Below are 14,336 nucleotides of genomic sequence, written 5' to 3' on the forward strand. Positions count from 1 at the left end.
GACAGCGCAAGCGCTGAACCCGCAAATATGCAGATACCACCGCGGATCATACAGTTCGGCCTTCAATGCGCCAGAACGATGAATTTCGTGAACAGCATGCCGAAAGAAAACAGCGCGATGCCGGCGATCATACCTATTCCCGAAAGGATCCAAGGGGACGCCTTCCATCCATCAACACTGTTTAGCGCTGCAAGATGCTGCTCGAGGGACTTCTCAACGATCTGCTGATTCAGGCGTTCAATCCGCTTCGCGCGGTCATGATCCTCGCTTTCTTCTCCCAGCCGATTAGTCCGCTCGAATTGGGTCATGGATCGCTTCTCCGTATCGCGCCGTAAATAGTCGAAAGTTCGTCGCTCATGTGATGAGCCATGTCGCCAGAGGATAGCTTGTCACCGGTAATTCGATAAGGCGGGCGGATCGCAGAATACCGTGCCGCTGTGCACTTTCCAACAGGCCACGCATGTTCGCACGGCCAACTGGATTGGCGCTGTGCAGCACGACCAATCTAAGATGCTCGAACGCTGCCGGCCGCTCCATAGCGTTTTCGATAAGCTGCCGCAGGCAATGCTGCCCACTGGGAAGCTCGGCACCACTCTCATCACAGCCCAGGTTATGATCTAACGAAATGATCGTCGGCTCGTGGTTCCTAAGCAACGCGCGGAACCGCGTGGCGTCACGCGCCACCAGCCAGTTGCCTGGAGGTGGCTCGCGTTCGTCATCAAGGAAGATCTTATGGCTGATGGAGAGTCCGTTCGTCACATGCGGAGTTGAAGGCATCAAACTAACTACGCCGCGTTGTCGATCACGTAGAGGAAGCGCTTGAGCGCGTTACGGATCAGATCCTCGCGCGCATCGATGAAGTCGAGGAAGCGATCTGGCTCCCACAGCTCGGGATCTCGGGGAATGAGATGCTGTTCGAAATACGTAGCGTCGCGAGTACGCAGCCATGATGGCAAATCGCTATCTGACTTGCCGAGATTTTCACGCTCGATCAGCAATTGAAGATTGCCGAGCCTGTTTATCCCGCTGCGAATGCGCTTGATCAGCGGGCTTGCCACGCCGCGCTCACGCAAGGCCTTTTCGCTGACTGCTGCCAGTGGAATGATGTGATCGACATGATAGCGCGACGAAGGCGACCTGCGACTATCGTAGAGCATACCTAGCGCGATCGCCGTGTGCTTCTGCCCATAGGTCATATCAAGGAGCTTCTGCGAACCCTCCTCGTCAAACGATAGGTGACTACCCCGGCGAGTCCGCATCTCTTCCGCCAGTCTCGCGAATGGAAAATCTCGCGACGAGCGTGTCGCTTCGCGGATGGTCTCGCGGCAAATCGCGATCGCGCCATCCGAGTTTCCGCCGAACGCGCCATTGAACAGCGAACTGAACAGCCAACGCCGGATACGCTCCCGATTAACCGCATCAAACGTCGACGTCCCATCGAGCCGATAGCCGTTAAGGCGCGAGATGTAATAGGCGATCGGAATGAGCGTATTCATGCTCGAAAGCTGGCGGGCATCAAGCCCGAACCGGGCCGCGAGTTCGACGGCGCCCTCCAGCGACGAGCGGATCAGCTTCCAGTTTTCACGGATGATCTGCATGTTGTGCGCCGTGAAATTGGCGACGTTGTAGACGTTCGGGAGATCGGAAATGACCAGGCAGGCGCGCATCACCAGATCCTTGTCGAAGTTGAACACCGCGCCCATGCCCTTGTTGAGCCGGTCAACCAAGCCGAGAATCTCGTCACGTACGTAGCTCTCCCCCCATGTTGTTGTGACGACGCTCATTAGTAGGTCAGCCTTCGACAACTTTACGCCACCTTCGTTCGCGCGAATGAATATTGCGAGAACGCGATCAATGTCCTGCGCCCGCTCCGTGTAATAGGATATTGGCTTATCAATCCAGACCAGCTCGTGCAGGCGATTGAGGTTGCGTTCTGCTATCGTCAACTGGTCTGTTCTGACGCGTTCGCTGACCTCTCCGAACAGCGTATCGCGATACGCTGCAAGGTGCTCAACATGCTCGAGATCAAGGATGTCACCAATTTTGACCCAAAGCTGCTTGTGGTCATTACGCGGACGGACATCGGCAAATTTTAGCCCGTAGCGGTTGGCGGTTACTTCATCGTCCTCGCCAATTTTCTCGGGATTTTTAAAGAGATCGAGATAGAGATGATGCGCACGAAAGCTCGTCGACTTGTCACGGCGGCCGTATTTCTCACGAAGCGTGTAAGAGCCCGACAGCCCAATCAGGAGTGAGGTGAGCCGCTGCTGCCCGTCCAACACGAATATCACATCGCGACCGTCGGGTTCGACCTTCTGTTCCCAAGGCTCGCCCTGACGATACGCTTCCTCGAACCGATAGATCGACCATTCCCTTCTGTTCTGCGGCTCGACCGCCCAAAACAGGAAGCTCGAGATCGGGTAACCCTGCATCAAGCTGTCAAACAGGCCAATGATCTGATCAGTCTTCCAGACATAGGGTCGCTGAATAGCGGGAAGGAAGAGGGAATGGTTCACGCGCCGGTGCGCTTCGGCAATGGTCATGGATAGATATGACATAAGCACGCTCCGTTGGGGGCGCGTGCCGAAGTCGGTCTTGGCACCCCATTGCAAGGAACGAGGCGGCTTCCAAAGCCGGGAGCTTGAAATTCATGACAACCGGTGAAAGTGGAGGTTCGGACCCAAAGGTCATTTGCTCTCTTACTATCACTCCGATCGAACACTCGACCGGTTTGGACCATGAGGTTTCGACGCCTCGACCCACGATTCGCTCGCGGGCCGTGACCTACTGTCCGACATCCCGCATGGTATGCAACTCACACACACTCTTTTCGACATGACGAGTGCGGATCGCGAGCGATCGAGGTCCTAGAAAAATTTGAAAAGGCTCGACCCGGGTGCTGCCTATCGCCGGCGTTAGAATTGCCCTGAAGCCATCCGCGGCTGATTAAGTTGTGGTAGACTTGGTGACCCTTTTCGCGCCTTATTGCCGCAAGTATCGCGAAGCGGGGGCGGAAATTGGCTACAGTACCGAGTATCGAGCAGGACGAGCCGACGCTTTCGGTGTTCCAAAGCGACCTTCCGATAGATGAGAAGCTGGATCGCGCGCGGACCGAGCTCCTCGATCTCTCAGCGAGGAACCGTCTGCTCAACATGCCTCGCGCGGCGAAAGGCGCGAAGGCGGTCGAAGTCGTCGATGAGGTCAGCAGCGAGATTTTCCGCATGCTCGTCGGTGAGGCGCGCCCCTTCTCGTTCCTCGCGGGCAAGTCGGCACCCGCCGGTGAGCAAACCGGTGAAGACGTGTTGGCGGAAGATTCGGACGAGATAGCCGATCTTGCGCAACCCGAGGATGACGTCGCCGATAAACGCGGTGTGTTTTCGCGCCACGTCGATACCCGTCTTCAGACCCGGCTGACGCCCAAGGGCCTGCAAAAGCGCCTGCTCGAGCTCTACTTCGATGCGCGTACGCTGGAGGAGGAGCAGGGCGTCAACATCCTCTATCTGACGCTTGGTGCGCTCAAGTGGATCGACCCTAACAATGCCGCGAATATCCGGTTCGCGCCGCTGGTGCTCGTGCCCGTGCAACTCGAACGCGGCAATGCGGGCGAGAAGTTCAAGCTGAGGATGCGGCAGGAGGACTATGCCTCGAACCTGTCGCTGGAGGCGTTTCTCTACCGCGCGCACGGCATCCGGCTGCCGACGTTCGAGGGCGGTGAGGATTTCGATCCGGTAGCCTATTTCAAGGACGTCGCCGAGGCCGTGTCGTCGAAGCCCGGCTGGGAGGTTCAGCCCGACGTCGTCGTGCTCGGCTTCTTCTCGTTCGCCAAGTTCCTGATGTACCGCGATCTCGATCCGCAGACCTGGCCGAACGGCGGCAAAATCACCGAGCGTGCGCTCGTCCGCGGGCTGCTGGCCGACGGGTTCCAGGGCAGCGTGGGCATGATCCCCGAAGATGCCAATATCGATCCGTTCATCCCGCCCTCCGAGATGCTGCATATTGTCGATGCCGACAGTTCGCAGGCGTTGGCCGTGCACGAGGTGCGCCGCGGTCGCGACATGGTCATTCAGGGGCCGCCGGGAACGGGCAAGAGCCAGACGATCGCCAACATCATCGCGTCCGCAATCGCCGACGGAAAGACCGTGCTGTTCGTCGCGGAGAAGATGGCCGCGCTCGAAGTCGTCAAGCGCAGGCTCGACGCGACCGGCGTCGGCGATGCGTGTCTCGAACTCCACAGCAACAAGGCGAACAAGCGCGCGGTTCTGGAAGAGCTGCGCCGGACGTGGGAACTCGGCGCGCCGAAGCACCAGGATGCCGGGAGCCTGCATGCTCGGCTGACGATCGCGCGGGATAGCCTGAACGGTCACGTCCAGCGGCTGCACACAGCGCACCCAGCATCCGGGCTGACCCCTTATCAGGTCATCGGCCAGTTGAGCCGTCTACGGCTGGACGGTGAGAAGCCTGGCGATCTGACGCTGGTCGAGCCGGAAACATGGTCGGTCGATGACTTCGCCGAGCGCCACAACGTGATCGGCGAGCTTGCCGAACGGATCACCTTGATCGGCCGCCCCGGCGAGCACGCGTGGCGCGGCGTCGGCCTGTCCTCGATCCTGCCGACCGAGGTCGAGCGGCTTGAGGAACGCCTCTCGGTAGTGATCGAGAAGCTCGCCGGACTTGACGCCGCACAGGGCAGTCTAGCGGCCCGTCTCGAACTGCCGCCGATGTCGTCGCTCGGCGACATCGGTGTCCTCGTCGTACTGGGGAACCGGGTTGCCCAGGCGCCCGCGATCGAGGGTGCCGCACTGGCGGACACGGTGTGGGAGCGCCGCTTCGAAGAGATCGATCGACTGCTCGTGACCGGGCAGCGCCACGCCTATCTCCGTGGCCATCTCGCGTCGTCTGTAACGGAGAGCGGCTGGACGACCGACCTGTCGGAAGCGATTGCAGCTCTGCGCGCGCTGCCGTCGACGTTCGCGCTCGCAGATTTTGAGCAGGTCGGTGCGCTGGCGACAGTGCTGCCCCGGTTGCAGGCCGAAGCGGGCGCGCTGGCACGGACGATCGGTCGTGATGCGCCCAATTCGGTCGACGAAGCCCGGAAACTTGCCGCGATCGGCGAGCGCGTCGCCAATGCACCCGATGCCGACGCTGACGCCTTTGCCTCCGACGTCTGGAACTCGGGGGTCGAACGCGCCGCCGATGTCGTCGATGCGGTTGCGGCGTACGAGGATGCGGTCGCGGCGACGACCGGAAAGCTGACCGATGCAGCCTGGGATCTGGACCTGACAGGTGCGCGGGTCACGCTCGCCTCGCACGGCAGCGGCTTCATGAAGATATTCAGCGGCGAGTGGCGGCGCACGAACCGGCTCATTCGATCGGTGCTGACGTCCCCGACGACGCCGCTCGACGAGACGCTGTTGTTGCTGGACGCGCTTGCGAAAGGACAGGCGGCGAAGCGGACGATCGAGCAGGAGAATGATTTTGCCCGCTCCGCCTTCGGGGCGGAATGGCGCGGCGAGCGCTCGACGTCGGCGCCGCTGTTAAACGTGGTCGAGTGGATGCGCTCGCTCCGCGGGCTCGGCGCTGAACCCCGCATCATCGCCGCGCGCCGGCCCGACCGCAGCGAGATCAGCACGCGCGTTTCACGAACGACGGCGTTGATCGAGCAGTTGGCACTTTCACTATCAGCCCTGTGGTCCGGCTTGGGCGACGCGCAGTCGCTGGCGTTCGGCGATGTGCTGGCAGCGGACCGTGCCGATCTCGAAGCCTTGATGACCGTCGTGACACGGCTGCATGCCGCCGACACAGCCAGTTCGGCCGTGCTGGTTTCCGCGCCTGCCAATCTCGACGATCGCCGCCAGATGCTCGACGAACTCGCCGAGCTTCAGCGCAAGGATGCCGCGATCGCCGAACTGACAGAGGTCGGCACCGCGGCGTTCGGAACGGCATGGAGCGGGACGGGCTCCGACTGGAGCGCTTTGCGCACCACCGCCGACTGGATCCAGGCCAATGGCGACATACGCCTTCTCAGCAGCAGGATCGACGATCGTGCGGAACCCGCTGCGGATGCGGCTTTGGCCGAAGCGAATGCCAAGGCCCTCCTCGAAGACCTCACCGCGATCAGCGAACAGCTTCGCCTCGATCTCGGCATCGCACTCGGCCGCGAGACGTTCGCCGCGACGCCGCTCGCCGATCTGCGCGCGCATCTGGAACGCTGGCACCAATCGGGCGAGCGCCTGACGCAGTGGACGGCCTATCGTGACCGCGCGGAGCGGACGTCGAAGCTCGGCTGCGACGATGTCGTCAAGCGGCTCGCCGACGGTCGCCTTGGAACGGACGGCGCCGTGCCCGCGTTCGAGATGGCCTATTACGAGGCGGTCTATGCCGACCAGATCAGGGCCGATCCAGACCTCGGCACGTTCGACGGCACGCTCCACGCTCGCTTGGCGCACGAGTTCGCCGACATGGACCGCCAGCGAATCGCGACCGCGAGCTTCGAAGTCGTGAAGGCGCATCATCAGGCAGTCCCGGCACGGGATGGAGGCGCGGTCGGTCCGCTCGGCGTGCTGCGCGCAGAGATCGCCCGCAAGCGTGGCCATATGCCGATCCGCAAGCTGATGGAGAAGGCCGCCCCCGCGGTGCAGGCGTTGAAGCCGGTCTTCATGATGAGCCCCTTGTCGGTGGCGCAGTTCCTGGCGCCCGGCCTGTTCGATTTCGACCTGCTGGTCATGGACGAAGCGAGCCAGATCCAGCCGGTCGACGCGCTCGGTGCGGTCGCCCGCGCCAAGCAGGTCGTCGTCGTTGGCGACCCGAAGCAGCTGCCGCCCACCGCCTTCTTCTCGAAGATGACCGGCGGCGGCACGGACGATGACGACGATGCAGGCACCCGCGTCACCGACATCGAGAGCATCCTCGGCCTGTTCACCGCGCGCGGCCTGCCGATGCGGATGCTGCGCTGGCATTGCCGCAGCAAGCACCAGTCGCTGATCGCGGTCAGCAACCGCCAGTTCTACGAGAACAAGCTGTTCATCGTGCCGAGCCCTTACACGGCTGAAGCGGGCATGGGCCTGCGCTTCCATCGGATCCCGCAGGGCGTATTCGACGCCGGCGCCACGCGCACCAACATGGTCGAGGCGAAGGTCGTCGCCCAGGCGATCGTCGCGCACGCCCGCGATCACCCCGAACTGTCGCTCGGCGTCGCCGCCTTCTCCGCGGCCCAGCGCCGCGCGATCATGGACCAGCTCGAGGTTCTGCGTCGCGGTCTCCCAGCGGAGGTCGAGACGTTCTTCCAGATGCACCATGCCGAGCCGTTCTTCGTCAAGAACCTCGAAAACGTGCAGGGCGACGAGCGCGACGTGATCTTCATCTCGGTCGGCTACGGACCGACCGTCCCGGGCGGCCGCGTGCCGATGCGGTTCGGGCCGCTCGGCATGGACGGCGGCGAGCGGCGGCTGAACGTGCTGATCAGCCGCGCCAAGCAACGCTGCGAGGTGTTCGCCTCGATGTCGGACGAGGACATCGACCCGGATTTCGCCGGCACCCGCAAGGGCGTGCTCGCGTTCAAGCTGTTCCTGCACTTCGCGCGCACCGGCAAGATGACGATGGCCGAGAGCACCGGCCGCGATCACGACAGCGTGTTTGAGGAGCAGGTCGCCAAGGCGCTGCAAGCCAGGGGCTATCAGGTCCACCGGGAGGTCGGCCTCGCGGGCTTCTTCATCGATCTCGCAGTGTCCGATGCGGACCGGCCCGGCCGCTATCTCATCGGCATCGAGTGCGACGGCGCATCCTATCACGACGCGCGTTCTGCCCGCGATCGCGACCGGCTGCGCCAGTCGGTGCTGGAAAGCCACGGCTGGACCATCCACCGCATCTGGAGCACCGACTGGTTCCAGCGACCCAGGGAACAGATCGACCTCGTCATCGCCCGGATCGAGGCGGCTAAGGCGGAACATGATTCCCAGGCCGCCGGCATGAAGGCCACGCGTGCCGTCAACGTCGAGATCACCACCCTCGAACGCGAAGGCTTCACCGAACTCGGCCTGGCCGCGCCGAACGTGGAGTCCGTGAACACCCTGTACGAAGAAGCCGAACTCACCCGACCCCAGCGTCTGTTCGGAGAGCTTCACGAGACGCCGCGTGGCGCGTTGTCGATGCTCGCGGAAGAGGTCGTGCGGATCGAGGGCCCCGTCCATGTCTGCGAAGTCGTCAACCGCATCCGCGACGCCTGGGGCCTGAAGCGCGCGGGTGGCCGGATCCAGGAGGCCGTCGAGGCGGCGATCGCGGTGTCGGTTCGCGAAGGCCGCATCACGGACGACCAGGACTTTCTCGACGTGCCGGGCCGGACGCCGAAGGTCCGGGATCGCAGCGCGGTGCGCTCCACATCGCTACGCAAGTTCGATACGCTCCCGCCGACCGAGCTCGAAATCGCGATCCTCGACGTCGTGCGGATCAACTATGGCGCGACCGACGACCAGGTGATGCAGTCCGCCGCGCGCGCGGTCGGCTTCAAGTCGACCAGCAGCCAGCTCCGCGACCTGCTGGCGGACGTGATCGCCACGGCCATCAAGCACGGCCGGCTGACGCGGCAAAGCGGTATGCTCGTGCTGGGGCCGGAAGCACCCGCCGTTTAGCGTCCGGTCACGGCGTCCGGGCGGATCGAGCAATGTCGCGTCGGTCGCGCCCGGCAAAGCGCGGTAGCGGTCGAGCCTGACAACCGCGATCCGACCGCCGCCTAACGAGCGTCGCTCATGCCCTCGCGCGCTGGGTTATAGCGTCGGCGAGATAGCGCTGGGTCTGCGCGGCATCGGTTAGCCGGGCTTTCAGCGCATCGCACAGCGCCATCAGCATATCGACCTTGGCGACGATACGCTGTTGTTCCGCGAAAGGTGGAAGAGGAATTAGAATGTTCTGGACGTCAGATAATCTAAAACTATTTTTAATTCCTCGCTGCGGCTCATTAAATTGCTTTTGCGCCAACGGAGACCGAAGTGCCTCGGCTACATATCTGCCTCGGATTGAAGGCAGCAAACGGATCATGGCCGTATGCTGGTTGATATAGGCCTCGCCGAAATCTTTCGGGATCAAGGCCATATTGCCGACGTCGCCTGTAATGGAGACCAAAATGTCGCCCGCCTGCAACGACGTTCGCATGCCTTCACGGGTATTGCCAATTCTGACAAAGTGCATCTTATTTAGGCGAATTTCGTAACCGCCGCGCGATAAGTTGCCCATTGTGACAAACTTCGCACCAGTCTCAGATAAGTATTTTGACCAGTCTCGAGAACCAGATGTGATTAGTTCAGATAGCTCGCCTAGGCGCGTCCAGACCCATCCTCTCGGGGCGGAAAAGGGCTCTTGATCGTTCAAGTCTCCTTGGCGTTGTCTCGTTAAACTAGCTTTTTTGGGTTTCTCCGCCGACAAGGCTCCAATTAAGGCTGCCGCCGGTTCATCATGCGCGTCTTGCTCCACCAGTTTGCCGCGCATGGCGAGGTCGAGAATGGCCTGCTTGAGGGCGTCGATGCTGGCGTCGGTGGTGAAGAGGGTGTCGAAATGGCGTTCCAGACGCGCCCAGTCGCGGGCAAGATTCGTCGCGTCTGCGCTGTTCACCAGCGTCGCGAGCAGGATTTCCACCAGCGCCTGGTGCGCGGCCATCGCCCCTGCGCTCTCACGCTCCAGCGCATCGCACAGCGCCATCAACTCATCCACTCGGGCCACAATCCGGCGTTGTTCTGCAAGGGGCGGTATCGGAACCGGAAAATCACCATAAGCTGCCGAATCCAGCCTGCACGTTCCGTGGCTCGATCGCTCCACTCTAGCGAGCATCAGCGGCTTTAACCCCTTCAGTGCGCGTAAAAGGTATTCCGCCGTTTCTGGTTCGTGGAGTTCTAGTGCCTTCATATCCTGATTGATCGTTACAGGCGCCTTGGAGATGGCAACGGGAAAGCTGTGGGCTAAGATCATGCCGCGAACCACAAACAACAGGCTCTCAGGGGCGATCATCTTTATCGAGGAGCCTTGAAGCGCCGCTTCGCTGACGCTCAGTTCCGCCTCGGTCAGATAATCCTTCTTCATGTCCTTGGGCGAAATCCAAGGGATTGGCCCTTCCCAAAAATCCATTCGAGACTTTGAAGGGGTTCCGCCGCCAACTTGACGGCCCAAGGATTTCAGAGGCCGGCACTGCCAACTTTGTGGGATCGCAAATGGTGGTGTCGATTGCGCATTCTTGGCGTTCCCCTTGGTGCTCGTTGGCTCATCTCCCGCATCCCGCGGCACGAGCTTCCCGCGCACCGCCAGGTCGAGGATCAGCGCGCGCAGCCGTTCGATCCCGTACAGGCTGATCCGCTTGCCGCCGCCGCGCCCGGCGCCGCTCTTGCGCTCGATCGCGCCGGTCCAGATGTCGAGATTGTCGGCCACCAGCGCCGCGATGTCGATCACGCCGGTGTCCCCGCCAGCGCCTCGGCCAGGATCGTCTTCAACTCGTCGCGCAGGCTTTGGATGCTCGCCTGCTGCTCGGCATAGGTGACGAGCAGCGCGTCGGGATCGTGGCTGATCTCGGCTGCGCGGTGCGGGTTCTTGCAGTCGAGGTTGTAGCCGCGCGCTTCGACGTCGGCGGCGCTGATCTTCCACGCCTGCTCGGTTTCCTTGCGGCTGCGAAAGCCATCGGCCTCGTCGCCCCACCAGGCTTGCTCGGCCGCGAACTCCTCGAAGCGCATCGGCTTGGTCTTGTTGTAGCTCGTCACGCCGGCCGGATAGGGGTGTTCGTAGAACCAGACGTTCTTGGTTGGCGTTCCTTTGGTGAAGAACAGAATGTTGGTCTTGATCCCGGTGTACGGCGCGAACACGCCGTTGGGCAGGCGGATGATGGTGTGCAGGTTGCACTCCTCGATCAGGCTGCGCTTCAGCGTAGTCTTCACGCCCTCGCCGAACAGGAAGCCGTCGGGCAGGACTACGGCGGCGCGGCCGTTGGTCTTCAGCAGACGGATGATCAGCGCCATGAACAGGTCCGCGGTCTCGCGCGTGCGCAGGTGACTGGGAAAGTTGTTCTCGATCCCGTCCTCCTCCATCCCGCCGAACGGCGGGTTGGTGGCGATCACCGCGACGCGGTCCTTCTCGGTATGGTCGGCATAGGCGCGCGCCAGCGTATTGCCGTGGCGGATGCCGCTGGGCGTATCGATGCCGTGCAGGATCATGTTGGTGATGCACAGCATGTGCGGCAGCGATTTCTTCTCCACTCCGCGGATCGAGCCGCGCAGCACCTCCTCCTCCGCGGTCGACGTCACCGATTTGCGCTTGTGCTCGATCGCGCACGTCAGGAAGCCGCCGGTACCGCAGGCGGGATCGAACACCACCTCGTTCAGCTTGGGATCGAGGCGGTTGACGATGAACTGCGTTACCGCGCGCGGCGTGTAGAACTCGCCGGCGTTGCCCGCACTTTGCAGGTCCTTCAGCACCTGTTCGTAGATCGCGCCGAACGTGTGGCGATCCTCGCTGTTGTTGAAATCGATCTCGTTGATCTTGTTGATCACCTGCCGCAGCAAGGTGCCCGATTTCATGTAGTTGTAGGTATCTTCGAACACGTCGCGGATCACCTGCGCGCGCTTTGCCACGTCGCCCTGCGCGGGCAGGTCGCCCTTCAGCTTGGCGAATAGCTGCAGATTGACGAAATCGAGCAGCTTCTCGCCGGTGTCGCCTTCCTTGTCCGCCGCCCAGTTCCGCCAGCGCAGATGCTCAGGGAGCGGGGACTGGAAATCGTCGTCGATCAGTTCGAGCTCGGCCTCGCGGTCGTCGAGAATCTTGAGGAAAAACAGCCAGACCAGCTGGCTGATCCGCTGGGCGTCCCCATCAACGCCGACATCCTTGCGCATGATGTCCTGGATGGATTTGATGACGCCGGAAACATTACTCATTCGTGCATTCTCATTCGTTCGCGGCGTACTCGTATATCTGGTCTTCGAGCGCCCTCAGCGCGGCCTCATAAGCGGGCTTGCCGCCAAAGGCACCCCTGATGATCTCCATCGGCGTGCCGAGCGCGGTGAACGGCGCGAGGCGGAGGACCTTTGCATCCTCGATCGTCTCGACGCCCTCGTCGGCGTATTTGTCGAGCAGCGCCTCGAGCACGGCGCGGGCCTTGTCGCCATATTGGGCGAAGTAATCGCGTTTCTTCACGCGCTCGGCGCGTTCGCGGCGGGTGAGCGGTGGAGCACCGAACGCGACATGGACCAGCAGGTCGAAGTCGCCGAAATCCTTTCCTACGGTTTCGGCGAGATTGGCGAGGATGACGCCGCGCTGCTCCAGTTCATCGATGATCGCCTGTTTGCGTTCGCTGGCGTTCCAGTGCCAGATGAACTCATCGAGAGACTTATATTCCTCGGCGATCTGCTTGCCGGCATAGTCGCGGTAGGACTCGGTCACCAGCTTGCCGTCGCTGCCGACATATTCGACACGCTCGTTCATCACGCGCGCGGTGACGCCGCTGACCACGAACTTGCGGCGCCCGCCGGTGTCGTCACCGTCATCGTCGGGATCACCCTCGCCGTCGGGATCCCCATCGTCTTCCGGGTCGGGCGGGACAGGATCGTCGTCTTTCGTGGGCTCGTAGATCACCACCGGCGCACCATCGAACGCATCGTCCCGGAACAGCTCGGTCGCGCGCTTGAAATCCATTATCGTGAAGAAGAACTTGCCGTTGTCCTCGTCGATCCGCGTGCCCCGTCCGATGATCTGCTTGAACATGGTCATCGAATTGATCGTGCGATCGATCACGACCAGCTTGCACGTCTTGGCATCGACGCCGGTGGTCAGCAGCTGGGACGTGGTGGCGATGACTGGATAGGGCTCTTCGGGGTCGATGAACCGGTCCAGCTGCGCCTTGCCCTCGACGCTGTCGCCGGTGATCCGCATGACGTATCGGCTGTTGTCCGTCGCCAGCTTGCCGGCGGCGTTGACGATCGCCTTGCGCATCCGTTCGGCGTGATCGATGTCCTCGCAGAAGATGATTGTCTTCGACATCGGATCGGTCGCGCGAAGGAATTTCATCACCCGCTCGGCAACCAGCTTGGTGCGCTGGTTGAGGACTAGCGTGCGGTCCATGTCCCGTCGATTATACTCGCGGTCCTCGATCACGCCGCCCAGGTCGTCGACCATGCCGGGCGGCGGGATCCAGCCGAGCACGTCGCGGTCGATGTCGATGCGGATGACCTTGTACGGCGCCAGAAAGCCGTCCTCGATGCCCTGCTTGAGCGTGTAGGTATAAACCGGATCGCCGAAATAGGTGATGTTCGAGACGTATTCGGTCTCTTTCGGCGTGGCGGTCATACCGACCTGCACCGCGCCGTCGAAATAATCGAGGATCTCGCGCCAGGCGGAATCTTCCGCGGCGCTTCCCCGGTGGCATTCGTCGATCACGATCAGGTCGAAAAAGTCTCGCGACACCGTCTTGAAGATCTTCTCGGATTCTTCTGTGCCGGTGATCGCCTGATACAGGCCCAGGTGGATCTCGTAGGCAGGGTCGATCTTGCGGTTCTTGATCTTCGTCATCTGCCCGCCAAACGGCTTGAAATCATTCACGAGCGTCTGGTCGATCAGGATGTTGCGGTCGGCGAGGAACAGGATGCGTTTGGCGGTACCGGCTTTCCAAAGACGCCAGATGATCTGGAACGTGGTGTAGGTCTTGCCGGTGCCGGTCGCCATCACGAGCAGGACCCGCTTCTGGCCCTTTGCTACGGCCTCGACGGTCCGGTTGATCGCGTCGGCCTGATAGTAGCGCGGCGCCTTGCCGGACGCGTCTATGTGGTAGGGTTGTGCGACCAGATCTTGCTCGTCATCGGCGATCTGGTGAAACCGCCTATAGCGATCCCAAAGGATGTCGGGCGGCGGGAAATCGTCCAGCCCATGATCGGTCTCCGTAGGCTGGCCGGCCAGTGCTGCGCGATCATGTCCAGCGAATGCGTCTCCGTTGGAACTGAATGCGCTGGGAACGTCGAGTATCTCGGCATACCCCAACGCCTGCTGAAGCCCGCTGCTGACCGAGTGAATATTGGCCTTGGCCTCCACGACGGCCAGAGCGAGTCCCGGTTTGAGCGATAGAACATAGTCCGCGAATTTGCGTTTTTTCTTGTTTCTCGAGGATAGGTTGCCGCGAACGACGATAGGTCCTGGCGCCAGCGTAACTTCTCGGCGAATTTGCTGCATCTGATCCCAGCCTGCCTGTTTGATGGCAGGGGTGATGAACAGGTCGCAAACATCGATTTCGCTGAGCCGCTTTTTTTCGGAAGGATCCAAGCCAACTACCCTATAAGCAAAATCGATGTGTCGGCTTCTCGCCGGTCGGATTTACTGACATC

General features: G+C 61.7%; 7 protein-coding genes. 1 reads left to right on the forward strand and 6 read right to left on the reverse strand.

The features are described from left to right. Positions 1–62: 62 nt before the first annotated feature. Genes ACLBWL_RS03535 through ACLBWL_RS03545 form a run of 3 tightly spaced genes read right to left on the reverse strand, consistent with a single transcriptional unit; the run spans position 63 to position 2,543 of the window. Positions 63–308, reverse strand: a complete 246-nt coding sequence (locus tag ACLBWL_RS03535; RefSeq protein ID WP_447790277.1) for a hypothetical protein — start codon at positions 306–308, stop codon at positions 63–65. 46 nt (positions 309–354) lie between these two features. Next, complete coding sequence (locus ACLBWL_RS03540; protein WP_447790279.1) at positions 355–759, reverse strand: cyclic-phosphate processing receiver domain-containing protein; 405 nt, start codon at positions 757–759, stop codon at positions 355–357. Positions 760–785: 26 nt separating this feature from the next. Next, positions 786–2,543 (reverse strand): DUF262 domain-containing protein, encoded by a 1,758-nt coding sequence (locus ACLBWL_RS03545; RefSeq protein WP_447790281.1) that lies wholly within the window; start codon positions 2,541–2,543, stop codon positions 786–788. Between the two features lie 519 nt (positions 2,544–3,062). Between ACLBWL_RS03545 and ACLBWL_RS03550 the strand changes: the two genes are divergently transcribed. Further along, positions 3,063–8,624, forward strand: a complete 5,562-nt coding sequence (locus ACLBWL_RS03550; RefSeq protein WP_447791977.1) for a DUF3320 domain-containing protein — start codon at positions 3,063–3,065, stop codon at positions 8,622–8,624. A 115-nt stretch (positions 8,625–8,739) separates the two neighbouring features. Here ACLBWL_RS03550 and ACLBWL_RS03555 read toward each other — a convergent pair whose 3' ends face one another. Genes ACLBWL_RS03555 through hsdR form a run of 3 tightly spaced genes read right to left on the reverse strand, consistent with a single transcriptional unit; the run spans position 8,740 to position 14,274 of the window. Further along, positions 8,740–10,428: a restriction endonuclease subunit S gene (locus ACLBWL_RS03555; RefSeq protein WP_447790283.1), complete on the reverse strand. Its 1,689-nt coding sequence runs from the start codon at positions 10,426–10,428 to the stop codon at positions 8,740–8,742. Next, the gene (locus ACLBWL_RS03560; protein WP_447790285.1) at positions 10,425–11,900 is read right to left on the reverse strand and encodes an N-6 DNA methylase; all 1,476 of its coding nucleotides are present in this window, start codon (positions 11,898–11,900) and stop codon (positions 10,425–10,427) included. The genes ACLBWL_RS03555 and ACLBWL_RS03560 overlap by 4 nt, the downstream gene beginning before the upstream one ends. 10 nt (positions 11,901–11,910) lie before the next feature. Next, entirely contained in the window at positions 11,911–14,274 is a 2,364-nt protein-coding gene (hsdR, locus tag ACLBWL_RS03565) for an EcoAI/FtnUII family type I restriction enzme subunit R (RefSeq protein ID WP_447790287.1), read from the reverse strand. Positions 14,275–14,336 lie beyond the last annotated feature (62 nt).

Source organism: Sphingomonas sp. M1A8_2b, from assembly GCF_053345535.1.